26 protein-coding genes are annotated in these 24,591 nt (G+C 73.5%); 10 read left to right on the top strand and 16 right to left on the bottom strand.

Annotation, left to right across the window (positions count from 1 at the left end; translation table 11 throughout):
• Positions 1-60: 60 nt before the first annotated feature.
• The 5 genes from rpsG to ASG88_RS09140 all read right to left on the bottom strand — a co-directional run bounded on the left by rpsG (position 61) and on the right by ASG88_RS09140 (position 4,441).
• Positions 61-531 (bottom strand): 30S ribosomal protein S7, encoded by a 471-nt coding sequence (gene rpsG, locus ASG88_RS09160; RefSeq protein WP_056887101.1) that lies wholly within the window; start codon positions 529-531, stop codon positions 61-63.
• Entirely contained in the window at positions 531-902 is a 372-nt protein-coding gene (rpsL, locus tag ASG88_RS09155; RefSeq protein WP_056599611.1) for a 30S ribosomal protein S12, read from the bottom strand. Before rpsL ends, rpsG begins: the two co-directional genes overlap by 1 nt.
• Positions 903-1,139: 237 nt before the next feature.
• Entirely contained in the window at positions 1,140-2,384 is a 1,245-nt protein-coding gene (locus ASG88_RS09150) for an MFS transporter (RefSeq protein WP_056887100.1), read from the bottom strand.
• A 36-nt stretch (positions 2,385-2,420) separates the two neighbouring features.
• Positions 2,421-2,870, bottom strand: coding sequence for a MarR family winged helix-turn-helix transcriptional regulator (locus tag ASG88_RS09145; RefSeq protein WP_235534785.1), 450 nt, complete (start codon positions 2,868-2,870; stop codon positions 2,421-2,423).
• Between the two features lie 86 nt (positions 2,871-2,956).
• The gene (locus ASG88_RS09140; protein WP_056887098.1) at positions 2,957-4,441 is read right to left on the bottom strand and encodes an NCS2 family permease; all 1,485 of its coding nucleotides are present in this window, start codon (positions 4,439-4,441) and stop codon (positions 2,957-2,959) included.
• Positions 4,442-4,512: 71 nt separating this feature from the next.
• Between ASG88_RS09140 and ASG88_RS09135 the strand changes: the two genes are divergently transcribed.
• Together ASG88_RS09135 and ASG88_RS09130 are read left to right on the top strand one after the other, a co-directional pair.
• The gene (locus ASG88_RS09135; RefSeq protein ID WP_235534784.1) at positions 4,513-4,821 is read left to right on the top strand and encodes a DUF2530 domain-containing protein; all 309 of its coding nucleotides are present in this window, start codon (positions 4,513-4,515) and stop codon (positions 4,819-4,821) included.
• On the top strand, positions 4,818-5,459 hold the full coding sequence (locus ASG88_RS09130) for a class I SAM-dependent methyltransferase (protein WP_056887097.1): 642 nt from the start codon (positions 4,818-4,820) through the stop codon (positions 5,457-5,459). Before ASG88_RS09135 ends, ASG88_RS09130 begins: the two co-directional genes overlap by 4 nt.
• 10 nt (positions 5,460-5,469) lie before the next feature.
• Here ASG88_RS09130 and ASG88_RS09125 read toward each other — a convergent pair whose 3' ends face one another.
• A complete protein-coding gene (locus ASG88_RS09125) occupies positions 5,470-6,246 on the bottom strand; it encodes a DUF3027 domain-containing protein (protein WP_082600174.1) in 777 nt (258 codons plus the stop codon).
• 98 nt (positions 6,247-6,344) lie between these two features.
• Between ASG88_RS09125 and ASG88_RS09120 the strand changes: the two genes are divergently transcribed.
• Positions 6,345-7,751 carry an MFS transporter gene (locus ASG88_RS09120; protein ID WP_235534783.1) on the top strand — a complete coding sequence of 469 codons (1,407 nt, stop codon included), beginning with the start codon at positions 6,345-6,347 and terminating at the stop codon, positions 7,749-7,751.
• 6 nt (positions 7,752-7,757) lie between these two features.
• Here ASG88_RS09120 and ASG88_RS09115 read toward each other — a convergent pair whose 3' ends face one another.
• Both ASG88_RS09115 and ASG88_RS09110 read right to left on the bottom strand, forming a co-directional pair.
• Entirely contained in the window at positions 7,758-8,153 is a 396-nt protein-coding gene (locus tag ASG88_RS09115) for a cold-shock protein (protein ID WP_056887096.1), read from the bottom strand.
• A gap of 122 nt (positions 8,154-8,275) precedes the next feature.
• Positions 8,276-9,739 carry an HAD hydrolase-like protein gene (locus ASG88_RS09110; RefSeq protein ID WP_056887095.1) on the bottom strand — a complete coding sequence of 488 codons (1,464 nt, stop codon included), beginning with the start codon at positions 9,737-9,739 and terminating at the stop codon, positions 8,276-8,278.
• 141 nt (positions 9,740-9,880) lie between these two features.
• Here ASG88_RS09110 and ASG88_RS09105 point away from each other — a divergent pair, with 141 nt between their 5' ends.
• On the top strand, positions 9,881-12,010 hold the full coding sequence (locus tag ASG88_RS09105) for a S8 family serine peptidase (protein WP_162259836.1): 2,130 nt from the start codon (positions 9,881-9,883) through the stop codon (positions 12,008-12,010).
• Between the two features lie 12 nt (positions 12,011-12,022).
• Here the strand turns inward: ASG88_RS09105 and ASG88_RS24040 are convergent, their stop codons facing one another.
• Genes ASG88_RS24040 through ASG88_RS09090 form a run of 3 tightly spaced genes read right to left on the bottom strand, consistent with a single transcriptional unit; the run spans position 12,023 to position 15,338 of the window.
• Positions 12,023-13,276, bottom strand: a complete 1,254-nt coding sequence (locus ASG88_RS24040) for an RDD family protein (RefSeq protein WP_056887093.1) — start codon at positions 13,274-13,276, stop codon at positions 12,023-12,025.
• Positions 13,277-13,293: 17 nt separating this feature from the next.
• Positions 13,294-14,523 carry an FHA domain-containing protein gene (locus ASG88_RS09095; protein ID WP_056887092.1) on the bottom strand — a complete coding sequence of 410 codons (1,230 nt, stop codon included), beginning with the start codon at positions 14,521-14,523 and terminating at the stop codon, positions 13,294-13,296.
• Positions 14,520-15,338, bottom strand: a complete 819-nt coding sequence (locus ASG88_RS09090) for a PP2C family protein-serine/threonine phosphatase (protein WP_056887091.1) — start codon at positions 15,336-15,338, stop codon at positions 14,520-14,522. Before ASG88_RS09090 ends, ASG88_RS09095 begins: the two co-directional genes overlap by 4 nt.
• Positions 15,339-15,401: 63 nt before the next feature.
• Between ASG88_RS09090 and ASG88_RS09085 the strand changes: the two genes are divergently transcribed.
• Genes ASG88_RS09085 through ASG88_RS23025 form a run of 5 tightly spaced genes read left to right on the top strand, consistent with a single transcriptional unit; the run spans position 15,402 to position 20,700 of the window.
• Positions 15,402-17,687, top strand: coding sequence for a helicase C-terminal domain-containing protein (locus ASG88_RS09085; RefSeq protein WP_056887090.1), 2,286 nt, complete (start codon positions 15,402-15,404; stop codon positions 17,685-17,687).
• Between the two features lie 9 nt (positions 17,688-17,696).
• Entirely contained in the window at positions 17,697-18,221 is a 525-nt protein-coding gene (locus ASG88_RS23760) for a CGNR zinc finger domain-containing protein (RefSeq protein WP_056887089.1), read from the top strand.
• A 51-nt stretch (positions 18,222-18,272) separates the two neighbouring features.
• A complete protein-coding gene (locus ASG88_RS09075) occupies positions 18,273-19,925 on the top strand; it encodes a DNA repair helicase XPB (RefSeq protein WP_056887088.1) in 1,653 nt (550 codons plus the stop codon).
• A gap of 37 nt (positions 19,926-19,962) precedes the next feature.
• A complete protein-coding gene (locus ASG88_RS09070) occupies positions 19,963-20,487 on the top strand; it encodes a GNAT family N-acetyltransferase (RefSeq protein WP_200956400.1) in 525 nt (174 codons plus the stop codon).
• A 60-nt stretch (positions 20,488-20,547) separates the two neighbouring features.
• Positions 20,548-20,700, top strand: a complete 153-nt coding sequence (locus tag ASG88_RS23025) for a hypothetical protein (RefSeq protein WP_157559649.1) — start codon at positions 20,548-20,550, stop codon at positions 20,698-20,700.
• 18 nt (positions 20,701-20,718) lie between these two features.
• Here the strand turns inward: ASG88_RS23025 and ASG88_RS09065 are convergent, their stop codons facing one another.
• The 4 genes from ASG88_RS09065 to ASG88_RS09055 all read right to left on the bottom strand — a co-directional run bounded on the left by ASG88_RS09065 (position 20,719) and on the right by ASG88_RS09055 (position 22,930).
• Positions 20,719-21,237 carry a GrpB family protein gene (locus ASG88_RS09065; protein ID WP_162259835.1) on the bottom strand — a complete coding sequence of 173 codons (519 nt, stop codon included), beginning with the start codon at positions 21,235-21,237 and terminating at the stop codon, positions 20,719-20,721.
• Between the two features lie 268 nt (positions 21,238-21,505).
• Positions 21,506-21,637: a hypothetical protein gene (locus tag ASG88_RS24035; RefSeq protein ID WP_268790823.1), complete on the bottom strand. Its 132-nt coding sequence runs from the start codon at positions 21,635-21,637 to the stop codon at positions 21,506-21,508.
• Between the two features lie 113 nt (positions 21,638-21,750).
• Positions 21,751-22,071, bottom strand: coding sequence for a hypothetical protein (locus tag ASG88_RS09060; RefSeq protein WP_056887085.1), 321 nt, complete (start codon positions 22,069-22,071; stop codon positions 21,751-21,753).
• 82 nt (positions 22,072-22,153) lie between these two features.
• The gene (locus tag ASG88_RS09055; RefSeq protein ID WP_056887084.1) at positions 22,154-22,930 is read right to left on the bottom strand and encodes a hypothetical protein; all 777 of its coding nucleotides are present in this window, start codon (positions 22,928-22,930) and stop codon (positions 22,154-22,156) included.
• Between the two features lie 350 nt (positions 22,931-23,280).
• Here ASG88_RS09055 and ASG88_RS09050 point away from each other — a divergent pair, with 350 nt between their 5' ends.
• The gene (locus tag ASG88_RS09050) at positions 23,281-23,865 is read left to right on the top strand and encodes a hypothetical protein (protein WP_056887083.1); all 585 of its coding nucleotides are present in this window, start codon (positions 23,281-23,283) and stop codon (positions 23,863-23,865) included.
• Here the strand turns inward: ASG88_RS09050 and ASG88_RS09045 are convergent.
• Positions 23,862-24,584, bottom strand: a complete 723-nt coding sequence (locus ASG88_RS09045; protein WP_234411029.1) for a GntR family transcriptional regulator — start codon at positions 24,582-24,584, stop codon at positions 23,862-23,864. The two genes, ASG88_RS09050 and ASG88_RS09045, sit on opposite strands and share 4 nt — an antisense overlap.
• Positions 24,585-24,591: the final 7 nt, after the last annotated feature.

The raw sequence follows: 24,591 nt of genomic DNA, 5'->3' as shown, positions 1-24,591 counted from the left end.
AAAAAGTTGGTGGGCGGTGGGAGGCGGAGCACGCCGCGCCTGCGACGTGCTCCACCAGCATCACCAGCGGTAGTGGGCGAAGGCCTTGTTGGACTCGGCCATCTTGTGGGTGTCCTCGCGCTTCTTCACAGCGGCACCGAGGCCGTTGGACGCGTCGAGGATCTCGTTCATCAGGCGCTCGGCCATGGTCTTCTCGCGGCGGTCGGCGGCGTAGCCGACGAGCCAGCGCAGCGCCAGCGTGGTGCTGCGGTTGGCCTTGACCTCGATCGGGACCTGGTAGGTCGCGCCACCGACGCGGCGGGACTTGACCTCGATGGCGGGCTTGACGTTGTCGAGCGCGCGCTTGAGCGTCACGACCGGGTCGGTGCCGGTCTTCTCACGGCAGCCTTCGAGCGCCGTGTAGACGATGCGCTGAGCGACCTGCTTCTTGCCGTCCTGGAGGACCTTGCTGACGAGCTGCGTGACGATCTGCGAGCCGTAGACCGGGTCGACGACGAGAGGGCGCTTGGGAGCGGGACCCTTGCGAGGCATTACTTCTCCTTCTTCGCGCCGTAGCGGCTGCGGGCCTGCTTGCGGTTCTTGACACCCTGGGTGTCGAGCGTGCCGCGGATGATCTTGTAGCGGACACCGGGAAGGTCCTTCACACGGCCGCCGCGCACGAGCACGATCGAGTGCTCCTGGAGGTTGTGACCGACACCCGGGATGTACGCCGTGACCTCGACGCCGCTGCTGAGGCGCACGCGGGCGACCTTGCGGAGGGCGGAGTTCGGCTTCTTGGGGGTGGTCGTGTAGACGCGGGTGCAGACGCCGCGACGCTGGGGCGAACCCTTCAGGGCAGGCGTCTTGCTCTTGGACACCTTGTCCTGGCGGCCCTTGCGGACCAACTGATTGATGGTGGGCACCGAGTGGTTCCCTTTCTTTGATGACTCTCTCGCAACGGCAACCTGCCGAGGCGGTCTGTTCGGGAACTGCCGCGTGAAGCGGTGGTGCCCGGCGCACGGACGTGCTGTGCGCTGTCGTGGATGGGCGCCCGGCCCGTCCGGAACGGACAGGCCTGAGGGCAGGCCAAACACGAGGAGTCAATCTACCGGCCGCCCCAAGGCGGGTCAAAACGCCATGGACCCCGCTCGGAGCCCACCTCAGCCACCCACCCGGTCGGGCACCGCGGGGGTGCGGTGGGGGATCACGGAGATGCCCTTGGTGCGGGCGAAGACGAGGGTCGCGAGACCCACTCCGGCGATGGTGAGCAGCCCTCCGAGCACCAGCGTCCACCGGGCCCCGAAGGTCTCGCCGATCCAGCCGATGACCGGGGCGCCCGCGGGCGTGCCGCCCATGAAGATCATCATGTAGAGCGCCATCACCCGCCCCCGCATGCCCGGCTCGGTGTTGAGCTGCATGTAGGCGTTGGCGCTGGTGATGAGGGTGAGCGCGCTGAGACCGATGAGCGGGGTGACGAGGGCGTAGGTGAGGTAGGACGGCATCAGCCCCGCGATCGTCACGACGGTGCCGAACACGAGCCCGGCGCCGATCACCAGCCGGTGCCGCACGTGGGTGCGACCGGCGGCCACCAGCGCCCCGGTGAGCGATCCGACCGCGAGGAAGGTGCCCAGCAGGCCGTACTCGGCCGGCCCCTTGCCGAACACCTCGGTGGCCATCAGCGCCGACGTCATCTGGAAGTTGAGGCCGAAGGTGCCGGCACTGAAGACGATCGCGAGGATCAGCAGGAGGTCCGGCCGGGCGCGGACGTAGGCGACGCCCTCGCGGATCGCCCCCGGTCCGCGGATGCCCGGCACCGGGCTGTCGAGGCGGCTGGCGTCCATGCCGCGCAGGGCCAGGACCGGGGCGACGTACGAGACGGCGTTGATGAGGATCACCCAGCCGGTGCCGACCACTCCCCCACCGAAGGCCGAGATGAGCAGGCCCGCGACGGCGGGGCCGACGAGTCGCGCTGCGTTGAAGCTGGCGGAGTTGAGGCCCACCGCGTTGGTGAGGTCGTCGGGGTCGACGATCTCGGAGACGAAGGACTGGCGCGCGGGTGCGTCGAACGCGGAGGCGGTGCCGAGCACGAAGGCCAGCACGTAGACGTGCCAGATCTGCGCGGTGCCGGTCACGGCGAGCACGCCGAGGATCGCGGCGGGCACGGCCATGCCCAGGTTGGTCAGCTGCAGCAGCCGCTGCTTGGGCATCCGGTCGGCGACCAGGCCGGCGAAGGGCGCGATGAGCAGGAACGGCAGGAACTGCAGCCCGGTCGTGATGCCGAGGGCGGCACCACTGTTGGCGGTGAGCTGGAGCACCAGCCAGTCCTGGGCGACGCGCTGCATCCAGGTGCCGGTGTTGGAGACGACGCCGCCGGCGGCGTACAGGCGGTAGTTGGGGTTGGACAGGGAGCGGAATCGGGGACTCGTGGTGGCTCCTTCGGGTCAGTCGGCCTGCGAGAGGCGGTCGAGGAGGGGGGCGGCGCGACGCAGGACGTTGCGCTCGTCGGGGGTCAGGTGGGCGAGCTGGACGGCCAGCCAGGCGTCGCGGCGCCGGCGGTCCGCCAGGACCACCGCGCGGCCGCGGTCGGTGAGCGAGACGATGACCACGCGGCCGTCGGTCTCGTGCGGACGGCGTACGACGAGGCCGTCGCCCTCCAGGCACGTCACGGTGCGCGTCATGGACGGCGGCTGCACGTGCTCGAGCCGGGCGAGGTCGCCGACGGTCTGGTCACCCCGGCGGAACAGCAGGCCGAGCACGGCCATCTGGCCCAGGCTCAGGTCGTTGTCGGGGTGCCGCTCGCCGGCCAGCCGGCGGCGCAGGCGCATCACTCCCACGCGGAGCTCTGCGGCGAGCCCCGCGTCGGTGCGGGCAACGGCTGCTGTGGTCGGCATGTCGTGAGCATAACTCATTACCCATGCTAACTATTCCGCCGAAGGAAGCCCCTCCCCGCTCGAGGCGGAGAGGGGCGTCCCAGGGGTCAGGAGAGCAAGCGGTTGATGGGCGTGTAGGCGAAGTAGACGACGAAGAGCGCGGCCACGACCCACATCAGCGGGTGCACCTCACGCGCCTTGCCGACGACGACCTTGATCAGGACGAACGCGACGAAGCCCGCCCCGATGCCGACGCTGATCGAGTAGGTGAACGGCATCAGCACGACGGTCAGGAAGGCCGGGATCGCCAGCTCGACGTCGCGCCAGTCGATCTCGCTGACCTGCTGCATCATCAGGAAGCCGACAAGGACCAGTGCCGGGACGGCCGCCTCGGACGGGATGGCCGAGACGAGCGGGGTGAAGAACGTCGCGAGCAGGAACAGCACGCCGGTGACCACCGAGGCGAGGCCGGTGCGGGCGCCCTCCCCCACGCCGGAGGCCGACTCGATGTAGGAGGTGTTGGACGAGACGCCGCCCGCGCCACCCGCGATGGCGGCCACGGAGTCGACGACCAGGATGCGCTGGGCGTGCGGCGGCGTGCCCTCCTCGTCGTTGAGGCCGGCCTCGGCACCGATCGCCGTCATCGTGCCCATCGTGTCGAAGAAGTCGGCCAGCAGCAGCGAGAACACCAGCAGCAGGGCCGCGAGCACGCCGCCCTCGATGGTGCTGAAGGCGCCGAACAGGCTGAACTCGCCGAGGGTGTCGAAGGTGGGCCAGGCGACGACGTCGCCACTGAGCGTCGGGACGCTCAGCGACCAGCCGCCCGGATTGTCGGCGGAGGCGGCACCGAGGTCGGCGACCGCCTCGACGACCACCGCGACCACGGTCGTGACGACGATCGAGATCAGGATGGCGCCGCGGACCTGGCGCACCCACAGGGCGACCATGAGCGCGAGGCCGAGGCAGAAGACGAACACCGGCCAGCCGACCAGGTGGCCGTCGGCCCCCAGCTGGACGGGCACGGTGGTCTGGAAGGCGTCGGGGATGCGGGTGATGAAGCGGGCGTCGACGAAGCCGATGAGGGCGATGAACAGGCCGATGCCGACCGAGATCGCGACCTTGAGCTGCTGCGGGACCGCGTGGAAGACCGCCTTGCGGAAGCCGGTCAGCACCAGCACGAGGATCACGATGCCCTCGAGGACCACCAGGCCCATCGCGTCGCCCCACGTGGACTGCCGGGCGATGGAGTTGGCGACGAAGGCGTTGAGGCCCAGGCCGGTGGCCAGCGCCAGCGGGAAGTTGGCGACGCCGCCCATCAGGATGGTGAGCAGGCCCGCGATGAGCGCAGTGCCCGCCGCGATCGCCGGGATGCCGCTGCCGGGCTCGGCGCCGCCGCCGAGGAAGGCCCCGGTCGAGTCGGGCACGAAGCCGAGGATGAGCGGGTTGAGCACGATGATGTAGGCCATCGTCAGGAACGTGACGAGGCCGCCACGCACCTCCTGGCCGACGGTCGAGCCGCGCTCGGAGATCTTGAAGTAGCCGTCGAGGCCCGACTGGGTGGACCGCTTCGCGGTCGGGGTCTTGTCACTCACGGGCGGCAGTGTGGCAGAGGCGCGTTGCGGCGGTGTTTCGGTGGTCCCGGACGAACGGCTAGCGTGGCGGCGTGGACTTCAGGGACGAGCAGCCGACGCAGCACGAGATCGGCAACCGCACCTTCATCGTGGCCGACGTGGCCCCGCTGGACGTCGACGGCGTCCGCACCGTCGAGGTGGGCACGGGGCTCTGGCTGCTCGCCTTCATCGGCCTCCTCCCGTTCTACGGCACCCTCGCCGACACGGGCCGCACCTGGTGGCTGTGGACCTGCCTGGCCGGCTTCGGGCTCGGCCTGTGCGGCCTCGAGTACGTCCGCCGCCGCCGCCGGGCCCGCTCGGAGCAGGACGCCGCGCCGGACCCGACGCAGGGCACGGCGTGAGCCTCCCCCGCACCCGGTGGGAGCTGGCCGGCGAGGGCAACCGCGGGTACGGCGAGAAGTTCGGCCGGCTCGTGGCGGAGGGCGCCGACGTCGACGGCGAGGCCCGGCTGGCCGACACGCTGGTGGCCCGCGGGGCCCGGATCCTCGACGTGGGGTCCGGCATGGGCCGGGTCTCGGCCGCGCTGGTGGCGCGCGGGCACGACGTCGTGGCGGTCGAGCCAGACGCCGCCCTGGTCGCCCAGTGCCGCGCGACCTACCCGGACCTCGAGGTCCAGCACGCCGACGTGCTCGCAGCCTCGCTCGAAGGTGGCTTCGACCTCGTCGTCGCGGTCGGCAACGTCATGGTCTTCCTGGCGCACGAGACCGAGCGTGCGGTCCTGGCCCGGCTGCGGGCACTGCTGGCCCCGGGCGGTCGGGTGCTCGCCGGCTTCCACCCGGTCGACGGGCCGGCCACGGCGCGCGACTACCCGCCGGAGGAGTTCGTCGCCGACCTCACCGCGAGCGGCCTGCGCGTGGACGCCCACTTCGGCTCCTACGAGCTGCACCCGCCGTCCGACGAGTACGCCGTGTGGGTGCTCGCCCGCGACGACGCCCCGCGGGCCGCGACGTCGTACGGCCACGCGCTGGGGCCGGGCTGAGGGACCGCCGTCAGAGCGTGTCGAACCCGTCGTCGGTCAGGGTGTCGAAGACGTGGTCCGGCACCGGGATCGGCTGCTGCTTGCGGGCCAGCTTGACCTCGGAGTGGGCGCCGCAGCCGTGGTCGACCGACACGACGCGACCGTCGTCGTTGGCGTTGCCGTTGGCGCAGACGCCGAACGTGCCGGCCAGGTGGCCGGACAGGCGCACGAGGAAGCCGCACGACCAGCACGACTCGGGAGCGCTCTTGGCGAGGGCCGCCTCGGGACCACCGTCGCCGGCGTACCAGCGCTCGGCGGCCATGTCGACGCCCTCCGGGGACAGGGTGCGGACCCGGCCGAGGCCGAGGTCCTGGGCGACCTGGCGCACCTGCGCCTTGGCGTCGGGGTCCAGCGGGTCGTCGCCGAAGGAGTAGGTCGGCACCAGGCGCGGGTCCTCGTCCTCGACGGGGAGCAGGTCGCCGGGCGAGAGGTCGCCGGGCTGGAGCCGCTCCTTGTAGGGCACCCACGGGGGCGCCACGATCGCCTCGGCGCCCGGGATGAGCACGACCTCGTTGACCGTGGGCTCGCTGCTGTCGGCCGCGCGGCTCAGGGTGACCGACCAGCGCCACCCGGTGTAGCCCGGGCGCGTGCAGGCGAGGAGGTGGGTGACGACGAGCTCACCCTCGCCCTCGGCACCGAGGTGCTCACCGACGTCGGTGGCGTCGGCGAGGTCGAGGACCACGGCGCGCGCGAGGTCGGCGGCCGCGGCCAGGGTGGCGTCGGGCGAGGTCTCGGCGAGGGCGATCACCGGCGAATCATGACAAACCCACGGGCTCCTGTCAGGTCGACCGGCCCACGGGGTCCCTGCTGCGTACCTGCGGACCACCCACACGGCAGGATTGGTCCATGACCGCCGACCACCCACCGCGCCCCGACGGGACCGGTCGGACGCGCCTCGGCGGAGCCGGCCGCGGGATGAGGGCCGCCGGCCGCGGGATGGGCCGTGGGGTCGCCGGGGCCACCCGGGCCACCGGCCGCGCGAGCCGCTTCACGATGCAGCAGGCCCGGCGCGCCTCCCGTGCCGAGGGCGCCGGCGACTCCGGCCTCTCCCGCCTCATCGAGCTGCACGCCTTCAACGCCGCGGGCGACGCGGCCGTGGCGATCTCGCTGGCCGGGACGCTGTTCTTCCAGGTCCCCACCGGCGAGGCGCGGGGCCAGGTCGCGCTCTTCCTCGGGCTCACGATGCTCCCCTTCGCCATCGTGGCCCCGCTGATCGGCCCGTTCCTCGACCGCTTCAGCCACGGTCGCCGGTGGGCCATCGGCTCGACCATGGCGGTCCGCGCGTTCCTCTGCTGGGCGCTGGCCACGGCGGTCGCCACCGACTCCGAGTGGCTCTTCCCGGCCGCCCTCGGCGTGCTCGTGGCGTCCAAGGCGTACGGCGTGACGCGGGCCGCCGCGGTCCCCCGGCTGCTCCCCCCGGCGCTCACGCTCGTCAAGGCCAACGCCCGGGTGTCGCTGGCCGGCGTCGTCGGGGCCGCGCTCTCGGCACCGATCGCGGTGCTCGCGTCCACGGCCGGGTCGGAGTGGTCGCTGCGCTACGCCTTCGTGCTCTTCGTGCTGGCCACCATCTGGGCGATCCGGCTGCCCGAGCGGGTCGACTCCAGCGCCGGCGAGGAGCAGCTCGTCCTCCTGCCCGGCCCGAGCGCCGGGCCGCGGTCACGGACCCGCAACCGGCGACGGATGCCCAGTGCGGTGGCCTTCGCCCTCAAGGCCAACTGCGGACCTCGCTGGCTGAGCGGCTTCCTCGTGATGTTCATGGCGTTCCTGCTGCGCGAGAACCCGATCGGCGAGTATCGCCCCGAGGTGCTCCTCGGGCTGGTGATCGGGGCCGCGGGCCTCGGCAACACGCTGGGCATCGCCCTCGGCTCCCTGCTGCGACGCATCGACCCGGCGCTGACCGTGGTGCTGGCCCTGGTCGCCGACGCGGTCGCGGTCCTGGTCGCGGCGCTGTTCTACGGGCTGCTGCCGCTGGTGCTGCTGGGCGTGACCGCCGGCCTCGCCCAGTCGCTGGCCAAGCTGTCGCTCGACTCGACCATCCAGCGCGACGTGCCCGAGCGGGTCCAGGCCAGCGCCTTCGCGCGCTCGGACACCTCGCTGCAGCTGGCCTGGGTGATCGGCGGCTTCGTCGGGATCGCCATGCCGCTCATGCCGCGCCTGGGCCTGGGCATCGCCACCGGCGTGCTCGTCGCCTGGGGCGCCTACGTGCTGCTCACGCGACCGTCCCGGGTCGGGACGTCACCCGGCGGGGCCTGAGGGCCGCTACAGCTCGAGCTCGTCGGCCAGCGCCCGCAGCAGCTTGGCCGTGGGCCGGGCCGTCTTCGCCTCGGGGTGGCGGCCGTGGCGGTACGTCTCGCCCACGCCGTCCAGGAGCCGGATGAGGTCCTCGACGATGGCGACCATCGCGTCCGGGTCCTTGCGCTGGGCGTTGCGCTGGTTGCGCGTCACCGAGGCCGGCGCGTCGAGGACCTTGACCTGGAGCGCCTGGTCGCCGCGGCGGCCCTGGGCGATGCCGAACTCGACCCGGGTGCCGGCCTTGAGGACCGTGACCCCCTCGGGGAGCGCGTCGGAGTGCACGTAGACGTCGGGGCCGCCGTCCTGGGACAGGAACCCGAAGCCCTTGTCGGCGTCGAACCACTTCACCTTGCCACTGGGCACGGCCTTGACCTCTTCATTCCTGCGTCTGTCTGGTGGGTGAGTCGGGGTGGGTGCTGCCGGGGCCGGGGCCCCGAGCGCGCACAGACTATGGGTGCCGACGGACAACCCGCCATCGACATCCGCTATTCCGCGGCGAGCGCCTCGTTGAGCGAGCCGGAGCGGAAGCCACGGGGGTCGATCCCGGCCTCGGCGAACCCGGCGGAGACCACGGCGGCCACCACCGCGTCCTCGCCCCGCGCGCCCTCGGACAGCGGCCCGCGGAGCAGGTCGCGGTCGAGCTCGATGCTGGCCCGCCCCCCGAGGTCGCGCACCCTCAGGTCCCGGCTCTCGAGGCCGAGGTCGGCCAGCGCGGCCCGGGCGGCCGCCTCGGCGCGCTCGACGCGGGCCAGCCGGTGCGGGGTCACCTCGATGCCGTAGGCCACGCGCGAGGAGAGGCAGGCGGCGGCGGGCTTGTCCCAGGTGGGCAGTCCCCAGCGGCGCGAGGCGCGGCGTACGTCGTCCTTGGTGAGGCCCGCGTCGAGGAGCGGCGTCACGGCGCCGCGCTCCGCCGCGGCCCGGATGCCGGGACGGAACCCCGCCACCGCGTCGTCGGCGTTGGTGCCGGTCGCCACGTGCGCGATGCCGTGCTCGTCGGCGAGCGGCCGGAGCGTCTCGATGAGCTCGGCCTTGCAGAAGTAGCAGCGCTCGCCGGAGTTGGCGCGGTAGCCCTCGCGCTCCATCTCGTGGGTGCGGGGGGTCAGCAGCGGCACTCCCAGCGACTCCACGAAGGCGCGACCCGGGTCGCGCTCGACGGCCGGGAGCGAGTCGGAGTAGCCGGTCGCCGCGACGACCCGGTCGGTGCCCAGCGCCCGCACCGCCGCGGCCAGCAGGAGGGCGCTGTCGGCGCCGCCGCTGAAGGCCACCACCACGGAGCCGAGGTCGCGCAGCCGCGCCTCCAGGGCAGCCAGGCGGAGGTCGAGCAGGTGGTCGTCGAGCCACGCGGGGAAGTCCTCGAGCGAGTCGAGGACGACGTGGGTGCCCGCGTCGAGCAGCTCGTCGCGGGTGCAGCCGCCGGTGAGCACCGAGACGCTCACGACGCCGGCGGCCAGCGCCCCCTCGACGTCGTGCACGTGGTCGCCGACGTAGACCGAGGCGCCCTCGTCGCGCAGCACGTCGGCCTTGCCGATCCCCCACACCTCGCCGGCCACCAGGTCGACGTCGAGCGCGAGGTGGTCGACGTGGCGCCGTGCGTTGGGGGTGAACTTGCCGGTCACCAGCAGCGTGCGGCCGCGGTGGCGGCGTACGGCGGCGAGGGACTCGTGCGCGCCCGGGAACGCGGGGACGGGAAGGATGGAGTGGTCGGCGTACAGCTCGCGGAAGCGGGCGATGGCCGGCGCGACGGCCTCGGCCGCCAGGTGCGGTGTCAGCATGTGGTCGAGCGGGGGGCCCAGACGCGAGGTCAGGTCCCCGACGGGCAGGTCGATCCCGAGCTCGTCGGCCAGCACGGCCAGGGTGGCGGAGAAGCCCGGCACGGTGTCGATGAGGGTCATGTCGAGGTCGAACCCCACCACGAGCCCGGGAGCGGGGTCCGGGGGCTGCGACGTCATGCACGTCAGCGTACGGCGCGCGGTGCGGCGGACCGGACGACGCCCGCATTGATTCGCCCCCGACCGCCTGACACGATGGGCCGTTCGCGAGACCATGGGCACTCCTGCCCCTCCACTCCCAGCCGGATCCGGAAGCCTGCCGTGCCTCACCACCGACGAACCCGCACCCCGCGCGCCGGCCTGCGCCGCGCGTCGGTCGTGGCCGTGCTCGCCACCGTGGCCGCGGGCCTGTCCGCCGCCTCGATGTCGGCGCCTGCGGTCGCCGACGGCGAGGGCGTCCCCGCGCTGCGGCTCGTCACGCTGACCGGTCCGGGCACGTCCGCGGGCGAGGCCGGCGCGGCCGGCCTGCTGGCCCGCCAGGACGCCGTGCTGGCCCGGGCGGGCAGCCCGGCGACGACCTACCGCTGGACCACCGCGCTCAACGGCTTCGCCGCCCTGTTGACCCCCGAGCAGGTCGCGGCGATCGAGGCGGACCCCGAGGTCGAGTCCGTCGAGGTCAACGAGGTGCGCGCCATGACCGGCCGCCGCGGCACGGCCCTCGCGTCCGGCCAGGTCGGACAGCCGCGCGCCACCGGCGGTGCCGGCGTCGTGATCGGTGTCGTCGACTCCGGCCTCGCACCCGAGTCCCCGCTGTTCGCCGGCGTCCCCGGCCTCGGCCGCGCCCCCCGGGACTTCTCCGGCACCTGCCAGGAGGGCGAGGAGTGGCCCGCGTCCACCTGCAACCGCAAGGTCGTGGCGTCCGGGTGGTGGGTCGCCGGCTTCGGTGAGGACCGGGTCCGCAGCTCCGAGCACCTGTCCCCGCGCGACGCCGTCGGCCACGGCACCCAGGTCGCCTCGGTCGCGGCCGGCAACGCCGGGGTCAGCGTGCGGATGCAGGGCCGCACCGTCGGCCAGTTCGGCGGCATCGCCCCGCAGGCCCGGATCGCCGCCTACAAGGCGTGCTGGGGCGCCCCCGACCCGGGTGACGACGGTTGTGCGACCGCGGACCTGGTGTCCGCGATCGACCGCGCCACCGCCGACGGGGTCGACGTGCTCAACCTCGCCGTGGCCGGACCGCCCGGCACCGACACCGTCGAGCGCGCCCTGCTCGGCGCGGCGGAGGCCGACATCGTCGTCGTGGCCGCCGCCGGCAACGACGGGCGCGAGCAGTACGCCGCGCACGACAGCCCGTGGGTCACGACGGTCGGCGCCTCGCTCGGGAGCACCTGGCAGGGCCGCGTGTCCGTCGCCGGCGGACCGACACTGACCGGTGCGAGCCGGTCGCGGCGTACGTCCGGACCCGTCCGGCTCGTCCTCGGCGCCGACGTGGCCGCCACCGGCGCCCGCCGCCGCGACGCTGCGCAGTGCCGACCGGGCTCCCTCGACGCCGCCCGGACCGCGGGACGGGCGATCTACTGCGAGCGCGGCGGCATCGGCCGCATCGACAAGTCCGACGCGGTGGCCCGCGCCGACGGCGTCGCCATGGTGCTCGGCAACGTCCGGCCCGGTCAGCCCGTCGACGACTTCCACGCGGTGCCGACGGTGCACCTCGACGCCTCCGACGCGGCCCGGCTCACGCGCTGGGTCCGCACCCACGACCGCACCGCCATCCGGATGTCGGGCATCGCGCCCTCCCCCGCCGCCGGCCGCACCGCCGCCTGGTCCCCGCCGGGCGACCCCCGCGCCGGCCTGGTCAAGCCGGACGTGGTGGCCGTCGGCGACGGCGTCCTGGGCGCCGTGCCCGGCGACCGCGGCTGGGCGCTCTTCAGCGGCAGCTCCGCGGCCACGGCCCGGGTCAGCGGCGCCGCCGCACTGCTCCGCTCCCGGCACGACTGGCGGGCACCGGTCGTCCGGTCCGTGCTCGCCACCACCGCCGTCCCGCTGGGCTCTGACTCGGCCCTGCGCCAGGGCGCCGGTCGCGCCGGGGCCGACGTGAGGGGGGCCCGGCTGGCGCTGGTGGTCGGCACCTCCCGCTACCGCGAGGCGCTCGAGGCGGGCTCGTGGTCGGACCTCAACCTGTCGTCCGTGATGGTCCGCGGCACCGGGACCGTCACCCGCCGGGTCACCAACCTCGGCTCCCGGGCGGAGTACTTCTCCGCGGAGGCCTTCGGCTTCACCCGCCACCAGGTCCGGGTGGCGCCGCTGGCCGCCCGGTTGAGTCCCGGGGAGTCCGCGACCTTCAGGGTCACGGTGACCGGTCCGGGGACCCCGGGTGGGGTGGACGACGGGTGGATCCGCTGGCGGGGCGCCCGCGGGTCGGTCACCCGGATCCCGGTCGCCATCACCCGCTGACCGGGCGGGGGCTCACGCCTCCCGGCGTACGTCCATCGAGCGGTCGCCGAACGCGACCGTGTCGCCGTCGACCAGGGTCGCGGGCTTGCCCGGCGACAGCTGGCGCGAGACCCCCTTGCGGGTCAGGGTCGACCCGTTGGTGGAGCCGCGGTCCATCACCACGAGGGCGCCGTCGGGGGCGGGCGAGAACTGGGCGTGCGTCTTGGAGACCGACATGTCCGCCGACGCGAGGGGCACCAGGTGCCACACCGGCTCGCCGGACCGGGGCTCGGGGCGACGACCGACCAGCACCATGCCCTCGACCACGAAGGAGTGCCCGTCGTCGAAGGTGACCCGCCAGCGCGGGCCGGCCGGGCGGGCGGGAGTGGCGCCGTCGGGGCGCGAGCGGACCACGGTGCGCCCCGGGTCGTCCACCGACGGACGCTGTATCACCGGCTGCGGAGCGGGCTGGTGCTGGGCCGGCGGCTGCTGGGCGGGCGGCTGCTGCGGACGGGCCGGGACGGGCGGGTGCTGGCGACCTTCGGGGGCCGGCGCGAACCCGGGCACCTGGGGGGTCGGGTACGCCGGGGTCCGCTGCGGCGCCGGGTGGGCCTGGGGCTGCTGGGGCGCGGGTGGCCGCTGGGGGGCCGCGGGTGCCTGGGGCGCGGGTGCCTGGGGGGCACGCGCCTCGGGAGCGGGCCGGGTCGGCGGCGGCGGGGCCTGGAAGACGGGGGGCTCGACCGCCGGGGCGGGGATCAGCCGCATGGCGGTGAGGTTGACGACGTGGCGCGGGCTGTCGTCGACGGTCTCGGCGACGACCTCCGCCGGTCGGACGTCGACCACGACCGAGGAGGCGAGGTGGTCGTGCCAGCCACGGCGCTGCCGACCCCGGTCCTCCACGGCGGTCCAGGCGAGGGTGGCAAGACCGATCCCGAACGTCGGCAGCGAGGCCGCGGCCAGCACCAGCGAGCGGCCCAGGGCCGGTCCGACCCCGATCGGGGTGCCGGTGCCGTGGTGCACGACCCTCAGCCCGACGGCGGACTTGCCCGGGGTGTTGCCCGAGACGCCCGTCATCACGGCGAGCACGAGCCAGCCGACGACCATGGCCCCGCCGACGATGCCGGCGATGACCCACGGCTCGTCTCCGAGCGCCAGCCAGGCGCCGAGACCCAGCAGGAGGTAGAGGCCCCAGGTGACCAGCCGATCGATGGCGAAGGCGTAGAACCGGCGCTCGAGCTCGGCGACGGGGTAGGTCGTGGCCGGGGCGTCGGCCTGCTGCTGCGTCACGTGGGGTCGGTCCTGCGTCAGGGGTTGGTGGTCTGGATGGTCACGCCGTCGCCGAGGTCCAGGATGGCGCCGGGGATCAGCGACACGGCGATGCCGGCCTGGAGGTCCTCGGGCGGGAGGCCGGGCTGCACCAGGACGGTGCCGTTGGTGGAGCCGAGGTCGGTGACCACCGCACTCCCGTGGTCCGCGCCGGCACCGGGACGGATCTCGAGGTGGGTGGAGGAGATCTCGTGGTTCGGGCTGGCGACGGTGACCAGCTGGGGCTGGTCGCTGGAGGCCAGGCGACGGGCCTCGGGGGCCCGGCCGACCACGATCGTGCGGTCGACCTCGACGACCTCGCCGGTCGACAGGACCAGCTTGGCGACCGGGCGGGACACGACGGCCGGCGCGAGCTCCTGGCCCGGGACGCCCGGTCGCACGAACCCGTCCGCGGCCGGGCCGACCGTGGTCTGGCCGTCGTGGTCGTCCGCCTCGTGGTCGTCGACCACAGGGGGCTGCTCACCGGTGGGCGTGGCGTCGTCGTCGGTGGGGGCACCGAAGGTCAGGGGCTCCCCGGCGTCGGGCTCGCTCGAGGCGGCCGCCTCGATGGGGACGACGTCCGCGACCGGCGCGGAGTCGGCCTCGGGGTCGGCCCCGTCGTCACCGGGGTCGGAGTCCCCGGCGGGCTCGGCCGGCAGCGGCTCGGGGCGGGCCGCCGGGTCGTCCTGGGTGTCGGGGCCGGTGTCCGCGACCTCGTCGCGGTCGGCGACGGGCGCGGCGAACGACTCCGGGGCGGATGCGGTGGCGGCGGCGCCGTCCACCGAGGCCGGGTCGCCGAAGAGCAGGGAGCCCACCCGGGCGATGCCGGAGGTGAGGGCGAGGTCGGTCGGGCCGGCGTCCTCGAGGACCACGGCACCGCCGGTGACACCCGTGACGCTGCGGTCGGCCCACATGGCCTCCCCCGCGCCCGAGACCGTGATGTCGTTGTCGGCGTCGCCGGTCACGAGGGTCACCGTGGCCCCACCCCGTACGAGCACCCGGGTGCTGTCGCCGTGGCCGACGAGCACGAAGCCCGTGAGCGTGCGGATGCCCCCGGCGAGCAGGCCGTCGAGCACCTCGTCGAAGTCGGCGCCGCCGTCCACCAGCTCCCAGAGGCCGGCGACGCGCGGGCGCTCGGCAGCGGGCAGGACCAACGAGACGCGGTCGCCGAGGACGGCGTACCAGTGCCCCTCGGACAGCTGTCGACGATGACCTGTGGACTCACTCACGGACGGGCCCCCAACTTGTCTTCGAGACTCGCGAGCTGGCGCTCGGAGTCGTATGAGTCGTCGTGCACCAATCCCACCACATCGACGACGACGGCGGTGGCGTTGTCGCGACCCCCGGCGTCGAGCGCGGCGCGCACCAGGGCGTCGGCGGCGTCCCGGGGATCGGGGACGGAGTCGAGGATGGCGGCGATGTCGGCGTCGGTGATCATCCCGGAGATCCCGTCGCTGCAGAGCAGGAGCCGCTCGACCGCGGGGAGCGGCAGCAGGAAGAAGTCGGGGCGCACGCCCTCGGGGCTGCCGAGCGCCCGGGTGATCACGTGCCGCTCGGGGTGGACCGAGGCCTCCTCGACGGTGATGGTCCCGGCGTCGATGAGCTCCTGGACGACCGAGTGGTCGACGCTCACCTGGTCGAGCCGGCCGTCGGTGAAGCGGTAGATGCGCGAGTCGCCGAGGTTAGCGAGCAGCCACTTGGTGGTGCCGCCGTCGTCGACGAGCACGGCCACCACGGCGGTGGTGCCGGCGTGCCAGCGCGGGTGATCGGCGCGCTGCCCGTCGCCGTACTCGACGATCCGGGCCTGCGACCGGGCGATGGTGTCGGCCACCTGCTCGGCGCCGCGGCCCGGGTCGTAGCCCTGCTCGACGAGCCGGGCGAACTCCTCGACCACGATCCGGCTGGCGACGTCGCCACCCGCGTGCCCACCCATGCCGTCGGCCACGACGAACACCGGCGGCGCGACGAGGAAGGAGTCCTCGTTGACCGTGCGGACGTGTCCCACGTCGGTGGCGGCTCCGTGGTGCAGGTCGACCGGCTTCATGCCCTGTCCTCACGCTCTCCGACGATGAGCCCCGGGGTGGGCTCGGCGAGTAGCGTAGAAGGGATGTCGAGGACACAGCAGGCGGCGCTCCCACGCACGCTCGCGGACCAGTTGCGTGGCTGGCCGGACGAGCGCCTCGCCCGCCTGCTCGCGGACCGTCCCGATCTCGCCACTCCTGCACCTCACGATTCCGCCCAGCTGGCCTCACGGGCAGCGACTCGCAGCTCGGTCATCCGCGCGCTCGACAGCCTCACGCGCCTCGAGCTCTCGGTGCTTGATGCCCTCGTGGTTGCAGGTCAAACCACATCGGAGCAACTGATCTCGATGGTGCACGCCGAGCCCGCGGCGGCGGCCGCGGCGGTCGCCCGGGTGGTGGACCTCGCGCTCGCCTGGGAGTCGCCCGGTGGGCTGCGCCCGCTGAGCGGGGTGTCCGACGCGCTGCGCGGGGACGAGGCCGCCGGGGTGAGCGGCCTGCGCCCGATGTCGCCGGAGCCGCCCGACCCCGCGGACGTCGCCGCCCGCCTCGAGGCGCTCTCCCCCGCAGCACGGGCCCTGCTCGCGCACGTCGACGACCACGGCGGCGAGGGCACCACCGGCAGCGCGCGTCGCACGGTCTCGCCGGCCGACGCCACGACGCCGGTCGAGGAGCTGATCGCCCACCGCCTGCTCCTGCCCCGCGACGGCGGCACCCTGGTCCTGCCCGGCGAGGTGGGCCTGGCGCTGCGCGGTGGGCGTACGACGCGCACGCCGCGCGACGAGGTGCCCGAGGTCGCGACCACCGACCGCGACGTGGCACTCGTCGCGCGCAGCGCGGCGGGTGAGGCCTTCGAGGTCGTCCGCCGCGTGGAGCTGGTGCTCGACCACTGGGGACTGGAGCCGCCCGGCGTGCTGCGCGGCGGCGGGCTGGCGGTCCGCGACCTCAAGGCGACCGCCCGCGACCTGCAGGTCGACGAGGCCGGGGCGGGCCTGCTCGTCGAGATCGCGTCGGTCGCCGGCCTGCTCACCGAGGGGGTCGACGAGGACGGCGAGGCCGTGTGGCTGCCGACCGACGCCTTCGACGCCTGGTCGGCCGGCTCCGTGGCCGAGCGCTGGGCCGCCCTGACGCTCGCCTGGCTCGACACCACCCGGGTGGCCTCCCTCATCGGCGCCCGCGACCCCGCCGGTCGGGCGTGGAACGCCCTGGCCCCCGACCTGTCCAGCCAGATGGCCCCCGAGGCACGGCGTCTCGCCCTCGAGGAGCTCGCCGCCCTGCCGGCCGGTGCGGCCCTGGCCACCGGCACCGGCATCCCGTCCCTGGTCGAGCGCGTCGCGTGGCGGCGACCCCGCCGCCCGTCGGTCCACCGCGACCTCGTGGCCGCGGCGGTGTCCGAGGCCGCGGTCCTCGGGCTCACCGGCGCCGGCGCGCTGTCGGAGGCCGGCCGCGCGGTGCTCGCCGGTGACCACGACGCCGCCGTCGCCGCGATCACGCCGCACCTCCCCCACCCGGTCGACCACGTGCTGCTCCAGGCCGACCTCACCGCGGTGGCGCCGGGTCCGCTCGAGGCCGAGCTGGCCCGGACCCTGCACCTCGTCGCCGACGTCGAGTCCCGGGGCGGCGCCACCGTCTACCGCTTCACGCCCGGCTCGGTGCGCCGGGCCTTCGACGCCGGCTGGACGGCGCTGGAGGTGCACGACTTCGTCGGCTCGGTGTCGCGGACGCCGGTCCCCCAGCCGCTGTCCTACCTCGTCGACGACGTGTCGCGGACCTTCGGCACGGTCCGGGTCGGCCAGGCCGAGTCGTTCCTGCGCGCCGACGACGAGAGCGCGCTCACCGAGCTCCTCCACCACCCCAGGGCGGGGTCGCTCAACCTGCGCCGCATCGCGCCGACCGTGCTGATCAGCACCGTGTCCGTCGACGTGCTGCTCCCCCGGCTGCGCGAGCTGGGCGCCGCCCCGGTCGTGGAGGCACCGGACGGCACCGTGCGGGTCGCCCGCCGCGACCTGCTGCGGGCCCGTCGTCCGCGCTCCGGGCGCAGCCGCGCCGCCGCGCTCGCCCGGACGCACGCCGGGGTCGCCGCGGTGGTGACCGCCATCCGCAGCGGCGACCGGGCCGTCGCGTCCCGTCCCGAGACGCCGACGGTGACCACCACCCCGACCAGCGCGCTGGCCGCGCTGCGGGAGGCGATCGAGGCCGGCAGCACGGTCGTCATCGGCTACGTCGACAACCACGGCGCCCGCTCCGACCGCGTCGTCGACCCGGTCCGCCTCGAGGGCGGCAGCCTCACGGCCCACGACCACCGCGCCGACGACGTCCGGGCGTTCGCCGTGCACCGCATCACGTCCGTCGCCCCGCTCCCGGCCCGTCCGTAGGCTGGGGCCGTGGACTTCATCAGGTACGCCGAGGCGTCAGCGGCGCTGCTCAACGCGGACCTGGCCGACCCGGACGCCCTGGTGGCCCACCTCGCCGACCGCAGCTGGCTGCACGCGTCGGTCACCCCCGGTGACGTGGCCTCCCTGCAGGAGTTCCAGGTCGAGCTGCGGCCGGTCTTCGAGGCCTCCGAGGCCGGCGAGGTGCCGGTCGTGGTGTCGCACCTCAACGACCTGCTGGCCCTGCACCCGGTGACCCCGATGATCAGCGACCACGACCCGTCGCACCTCCACATGCACGTCGCCAACCGGTCGGCGTCGGTGGCCGAGCTGCTCATCGGCGAGTCCCTCATGGGCCTGGCCACCCTGGTCTGCGACCTCGGGGCGACCCGGCTCGGCGTGTGCCACGCCAGCTCGTGCGACAACGTCTTCGTCGACACCTCGCCCAACCAGTCCCGGCGCTACTGCTCCGACCGGTGCTCCTCGCGCGCCAACGTCGCGGCGTACCGCGCCCGCCAGAAGGCCGCCGCGAGCTGACGCGCGGCGTACGCCGGGTGCCCGCGTTGCGGGCCTCCGTAGGCTGGGGCGGTGAATGACGGCCCCCTGATCGTGCAGAGCGACAAGACCCTGCTGCTGGAGATCGACCACGAACGGGCCGCCGACTGCCGCAAGGCGATCGCCCCCTTCGCGGAGCTCGAGCGCTCCCCCGAGCACGTGCACACCTACCGGCTCACGCCGCTGGGCCTGTGGAACGCGCGCGCCGCCGGCCACGACGCCGAGCAGGTGGTCGACGCGCTGCTCAGCTACAGCCGGTACGCCGTCCCGCACGCGCTGCTCGTCGACGTCGCCGAGACGATGGCGCGCTACGGCCGGCTGCGGCTGGAGAAGCACCCGATGCACGGCCTGGTGCTGAGCAGCAACGACCGGCCGGTGCTCGAGGAGGTGCTGCGCGCCAAGAAGATCGCCGGCATGCTCGGCGAGCGGCTCGACGACGACTCGGTGGCCGTGCACCCCAGCGAGCGCGGCAACCTCAAGCAGGCGCTGCTCAAGCTCGGCTGGCCGGCGGAGGACTTCGCCGGGTACGTCGACGGCGAGGCGCACGCCATCGCCCTCGACGAGGACGGGTGGGAGCTGCGGACCTACCAGCGCGAGGCGGCCGAGTCGTTCTGGCACGGCGGCTCCGGCGTCGTGGTCCTCCCCTGCGGTGCGGGCAAGACCATCGTCGGCGCGGCCGCGATGGCGCAGGCCCAGGCGACGACGCTGATCCTGGTCACCAACACCGTCAGCGCGCGGCAGTGGAAGGACGAGCTCATCAAGCGCACGTCGCTGACCGCCGACGAGATCGGCGAGTACAGCGGGTCGGTGAAGGAGGTGCGGCCGGTGACCATCGCGACGTACCAGGTCCTCACCACGCGCCGGAAGGGCGTCTACACGCACCTCGAGCTGCTCGACGCCCGCGACTGGGGCCTCATCGTCTACGACGAGGTGCACCTGCTGCCGGCGCCGATCTTCCGGATGACGGCCAACCTCCAGGCCCGGCGGCGGATCGGGCTGACCGCGACGCTGGTGCGCGAGGACGGTCGGGAGGGCGAGGTCTTCTCGCTGATCGGGCCGAAGCGGTACGACGCCCCGTGGAAGGACATCGAGGCGCAGGGCTGGATCGCGCCTGCCGACTGCGTCGAGGTGCGGGTGACCCTGCCGGAGGGACAGCGGCTGGCCTACGCCACCGCCGATCCCGAGGAGCGCTACCGGCTCGCGTCGTGCACCCACAAGAAGATCGACGTCGTCCGGCAGCTGGTGGACCAGCACTCGACGCAGCCGACGCTGGTGATCGGGCAGTACATCGACCAGCTCGACGAGCTCGCCGCGGTGCTCGACGCCCCGGTCATCAAGGGCGAGACGCCCGTCAAGGAGCGCCAGCGGCTCTTCGAGGCGTTCCGCTCGGGCGAGATCTCGCTGCTGGTGGTCAGCAAGGTGGCCAACTTCTCCATCGACCTGCCCTCGGCGGAGGTGGCGATCCAGGTGAGCGGGTCGTTCGGCTCCCGCCAGGAGGAGGCCCAGCGCCTCGGACGCCTGCTGCGGCCCAAGGCGGAGGGCAAGACTGCGCACTTCTACACGATCGTCTCGCGCGACACGGTCGATGCGGACTTCGCGCAGAACCGGCAGCGGTTCCTCGCCGAGCAGGGCTACGCCTACCGGATCATCGACAGCGATGACCTCGAGGCGGACCCGGCGAGCTGAGGTGGGCACCGAGGGGGCGGCACCGGACCGTGAGTTCGTGCTGGAGACCGATCGCCTGCTGCTGAGGCCGTGGCGGGTGGACGAGGCCGTCGTCCAGCGGGAGCTGTGGACCGAGCGCGATCCACGGGTGCCAGCGCACCGCCGCATCGACGCGGACGGACACCCCACGGTGGCCGAGCTCGAGGAGGCCATCCGCGCCGGCGCGCCGGCGCCCACGACCGGGTCGCCGCGCACGACCGGGTTGCTGGCGGTCGAGCGGAGGTCCGCCGGTGACGTGATCGGCTACTGCGGGCTGGTCGACAGCGGGCGCGGTGCGGACGACGAGCCGGAGCTCGCCTTCGAGCTGCTGCGCCGGACCTGGGGGCAGGGGTACGCGACCGAGGCGTCGCTGGCGGTCCTGGACTGGGCGAGGTCGTCCGGTCATGCGCGCCTCTGGGCCACGGTGTGGGACTGGAACACGGCCTCTCGGCGGGTGCTCGCCAAGCTGGGGTTCACCGAGACGGGTCGTACCGAGGTGGACCCTGAGCGCGGAACCACGCTGTTCACCATGCGCCGGTTGTGACGCCCGAACCGGGCCCGTCATGGACCTGCGCGGTGGCGCCGTTGTGCAAGAGTGCGCCTCATGCTCATCAACCCCGGCAGCGACCGGCCCCAGGGTCCCTGGGATCCCGACGAGAAGCCGAAGTGGATCGACACCACGTACTTCTGGGTCCTGCTGCCGCTCCTGGTCCTGATGGTCGCCGGCATGGCGGTGAACTACTTCTTCGGCTCCTGAGCCCGGGTGCTGGTGCGGCTACTTGTCAGAGACGTTCACCGCCGGGAGGCCGCGCTCACTCCTGGCTCGATCGACGATCTCCTGCACGAACGCCGTCTTCCCCTCGTTGTAGGCGACGCGCCCTGAACTGGTCGCGACGGCCGCCCGCCGCTTCGCGTCCTCATAGCGTCGGGCATCGAGAGGATGGCTCAGCAGCCAGTCGCGAAAGAGGCGCTGGTTGACCTCGGGCCACTGCGCACTGTCGAAGAAGTGGGCGATGTGGGCCCGTGTTCCCTCGACCTCCCTGACCATCACGGGGTGGCTACGTACGCTGCTACCGGCGCGCCATCCGCCTCGTTCGAGTCCGGGTCGATGCCTGCGGTAGTCGCGCTCGTCATCCACGCGCACCGCGAGGTCGATGACGGGTTTGGCAGTCATGCCGGGGACTGCGGTCGACCCGATGTGCTCGATGACCCAGACCGCGTTTCCCAGCTCGTGGAGCTGCGCGGCCGCTGACCGGAAGAGGTCTCGCCATCGCGGGTCGTAGGGCACCAGCACATGCAGGACTGTAGGCCCCGTGTCCTCCGCCTCCCGGCCATCCGAACCGTCCACGGCCCGGCGGTCTCACGGGCTGTGTCCGCGTGGTCCCGATGACTCGGTCGGGCAGGCCGGGAGGTCATCGACGAGAGTGCGTGGAAGCACCGCTGAGCGAGCGAGCCTGGTGCCGTTGCGCACACTCGACGTCGCAGCCAGCGTCGTCAACGCGCTCATCGAACGTGCCTGTGGCCCCGCCGGTGTCACTCGGGCGGGGTCCGGGGCGTGGTGGTCAGAGGTCGGGCGGGTGCGCGGAGGTGGCGGGCTCTGGCCGGGCGCGGCCGATCGACTGGCTGCCGGTGTGGTCGCGGAGGTAGGCGTTGCCGAGCGGGCTGGTCCAGACGAACACCCCGGGCTCGGTCATCTCGTACCGCCACCGCCCACGCGTCTTCAACCGGTGATGCCTGCGGCACAACGGCGCGAGGTTGTCGGTCGCCGTCGGACCACCGTCCTCCGGATTGTCGTGGTCGTACGGGATCAGTGGTCCAGGTCGCAGAGCCTCGCGTTGCGGCCGCACCATGGGAACACACAGGTCCCGTCCCGGACGATCACGTGCTCCCGGATCCTCGGGGTCGGTTTGTAGCCGTGGCACTCGAGGCGTTGGCGGAGGTCGATGACCTCGTTGACGACCACCTGCACGTCAGGGCGGCCGCACCAGGCCCGGATCTGGTCCACCGACAGCAACCGTTGGCCGCCCTGCTCGATCCGCCCGCACAACGCCTCGTCCGGAGCGTCCGGGTTGTCGAAGTGGGTGATCGCGTCCGCGGACAGGTGGGCATACAGGTGGATCTGCGTCACCGGCTTGGTGGCCTTGCCGGATGTCCCAGACGACCGCGGTTTCGCGACTGGCCCTATGGGGTCCTGACCAACGAGTGATGCGTCAGCGCCGGAGGCTTGGCCGGTGTTGGTTCCTGTGGTGTCGCCGCTGTGGTCCGGGTCGTCGAAGCCGATGGTGAACTGGTGCCGGGCCAGGTCGCCCAGCGCGGTGGCGCGGCGTCCGTCGGCGGTGTCGGTGGACCCGAGCTTCGCGAGGTGCTCCGYCCGGGATCTCCAGGTCGGCCTCGAGGTGCATCGTCCCGTCGAACGACGCCTGCTCGGTGTCGAACGTGACATGCCGCTTGTCCGCCGAGTCCTCCAACGCCTGCTGCACCGCGTCGGGCATGAACCGCACCCGCGCCTCGTCGACCACCCGACACAGCTGCGACGGCGTCAGCCGCGACGCGCACCAGAAGACCTGCTCGTCCACATGAGTCGCGGCCTCCAGAGTCAGGGCGAGGGTGGTCTGCGCGATGATCCGCGCCCGCCACCCCGCCACCAGCCCACCGAGGACCGCACCCCACAACCTGGGGAGGCGGTAGGCGACCTCGACACACTCGGTCAGGAACCGCCCCGCACTGTCGTTGGTCCGACCCAGCATCGTCGCGAACTCCGGCACGCAGAACTCATCAATGCTCGGCGACCCCTCGCCGGCGAACGTCTTCGGAGACGTGAAGCAGGCCTCCGCGAACTCCGGGTCCGCGATGTGCAGGCCCGCCCAGTGCACCGCCAGACGCATCATCTCCACGTCCTCTGCCGCGGCCCGATCACGCGACTCCTTCACCGCACGCAACAGCTCGGCCGGGGAGTCCGGCAGAGCGGTTGCGGTGATCGATGACATGACCCAAGCCAATCAGGGACCACCGACAATCAGAGGTCGGGAAGACCGGTTCTGACCGGATGGTGGACACGACTTTCGACGACTTTCACGGACCCAGGGCCGGCGTGGTTTCGAGGCTCGCTGCGCTCGCACCTCAACCACCGAGAGCACCGTCCCGCCCGGGCGGGAGGCGGGGTTTCGAGGCTCGCTGCGCTCGCACCTCAACCACCGACAGCACCGTCCCGCCCGGGCGGGAGGCGGGGTTTCGAGGCTCGCTGCGCTCGCACCTCAACCACCGAGAGGGACTGGTCTCGACCCTTCGAGACTGCGCTGGCGCGCCTCCTCGGGACGGCGCGGATAGGGTCGGGGACGTGCCCGACCTCGCCGACCGGTGGCCGATCCCGACGCTGCACGACGTACGCGACGCCCTCCTCACGGCATGGGACCGCGACGGCTACCACGACCTGAGGCACCTCACCGAGGTGCTGGACCGCATCGACGAGCTGGACCGGGCGGGTGAGCGGTTCGACCGGGTGCCGGTGGTCCTGGCGGCGTGGTTCCACGACGCCGTGTACGACGCCCTCCCGGACGCCGAGGAGCGCTCGGCGCAGTGGGCCGAGCGCGCTCTCCCGGAACCACCGGCCGCGGAGGTCGCCCGCCTGGTGCGGATGACGGAGCACCACCGGCCGTTCCCCGACGACCGCAACGCGTGCGTGCTCAGCGACGCCGACCTGGCGATCCTGGCGGCGCCGGAGGAGCGCTACCGGGAGTACACGCACGGGGTCCGGCGAGAGTACGCCAGCGTGGGCGACGAGGACTTCGCCGTGGGCCGGGCGGCGGTGCTCCGCGACCTGCTCGACGGCCCGCGCCTGTTCGCCACTGCCGCGGGGGCGCGGCTGTGGGAGGGGACGGCACGCGCCAACGCGACCGCCGAGATCAGCAGGCTCGAGGCCTAGGAGTCCCCGCCGAGCTGCACGTAGACGGTGTAGCGGTCGGGGCGGTAGACGGTGCGCGAGACCTCGACCGGCTTGTCGCCGAGCAGCCCACGGCGGGAGTGACGGAGCACCGGGGCGCCGACCGTCAGCTCCAGCAGCCCGGCCTCCTCGGCGTCGGCGCCGTCGGCGCAGATGGAGTCCTCGGCCCAGTTGGGACGCAGGCCGCGGACCTCGAGGGCGTCGTACAGGCTGGTGGGCATCCCGCTCTGCAGGAAGCCGGGCAGCAGCACCTCGTTGAGGTAGGCGTCCTCGATGCAGACGACCTGCTGGTCGGCGCGGCGCAGGCGCTTCCAGTGGATGACCGCGTCACCCGGCGTGATGGACAGCGCGCGGGCGACGCCCGGGCCGGCCTGCTCGCGGCGGGCGAGGAGGGTCTGGGACTCCGGGAGCATGCCGCGGCGCCGGATGTCCTCGGTGAAGGAGGTCAGCTGGCCGATCCGGTGGCGCGGCTGGGCGACGAACGTGCCCCGGCCGGGGACCCGCTCGAGGAGCCCCTCACCGACCAGTGCGTCCAGCGCCTGGCGCACCGTCATCCGGGCGACGCCGAACTGGGCGACCAGCTCACGCTCGGAAGGCGCGGCGGTGCCGGGCTCTGCAGCGGCGAGGAGGTCCCGGACGTACTCCCGCACCTGCACGTGCTTGAGGCTGCGCTCGGCAGGCCTGACGTCCACGGTGTCCACGCTAGGA

It is taken from the genome of Nocardioides sp. Soil777 (genome assembly GCF_001428425.1).
GTDB classification, from domain to species: Bacteria; Actinomycetota; Actinomycetes; order Propionibacteriales; family Nocardioidaceae; genus Nocardioides; species Nocardioides terrigena.
The sequence above is the reverse complement of the archived record's forward strand: the minus strand, read 5'-3'. Positions and strand labels throughout refer to the sequence as shown.

Bases quoted from the DNA above. Each gene is read 5' to 3' on its own strand.
- ASG88_RS24035 (WP_268790823.1), bottom strand. From the start codon at position 21,637: ATGACCGAGCCCGGGGTGTTCGTCTGGACCAGCCCGCTCGGCAACGCC.
- ASG88_RS23025 (WP_157559649.1), top strand. From the start codon at position 20,548: ATGCTCATCAACCCCGGCAGCGACCGGCCCCAGGGTCCCTGGGATCCC.
- ASG88_RS09085 (WP_056887090.1), top strand. From the start codon at position 15,402: ATGTCGAGGACACAGCAGGCGGCGCTCCCACGCACGCTCGCGGACCAG.
- ASG88_RS09145 (WP_235534785.1), bottom strand. From the start codon at position 2,870: ATGCCGACCACAGCAGCCGTTGCCCGCACCGACGCGGGGCTCGCCGCA.
- ASG88_RS09110 (WP_056887095.1), bottom strand. From the start codon at position 9,739: ATGACGTCGCAGCCCCCGGACCCCGCTCCCGGGCTCGTGGTGGGGTTC.
- ASG88_RS09090 (WP_056887091.1), bottom strand. From the start codon at position 15,338: ATGAAGCCGGTCGACCTGCACCACGGAGCCGCCACCGACGTGGGACAC.
- ASG88_RS09120 (WP_235534783.1), top strand. From the start codon at position 6,345: ATGACCGCCGACCACCCACCGCGCCCCGACGGGACCGGTCGGACGCGC.
- rpsG (WP_056887101.1), bottom strand. From the start codon at position 531: ATGCCTCGCAAGGGTCCCGCTCCCAAGCGCCCTCTCGTCGTCGACCCG.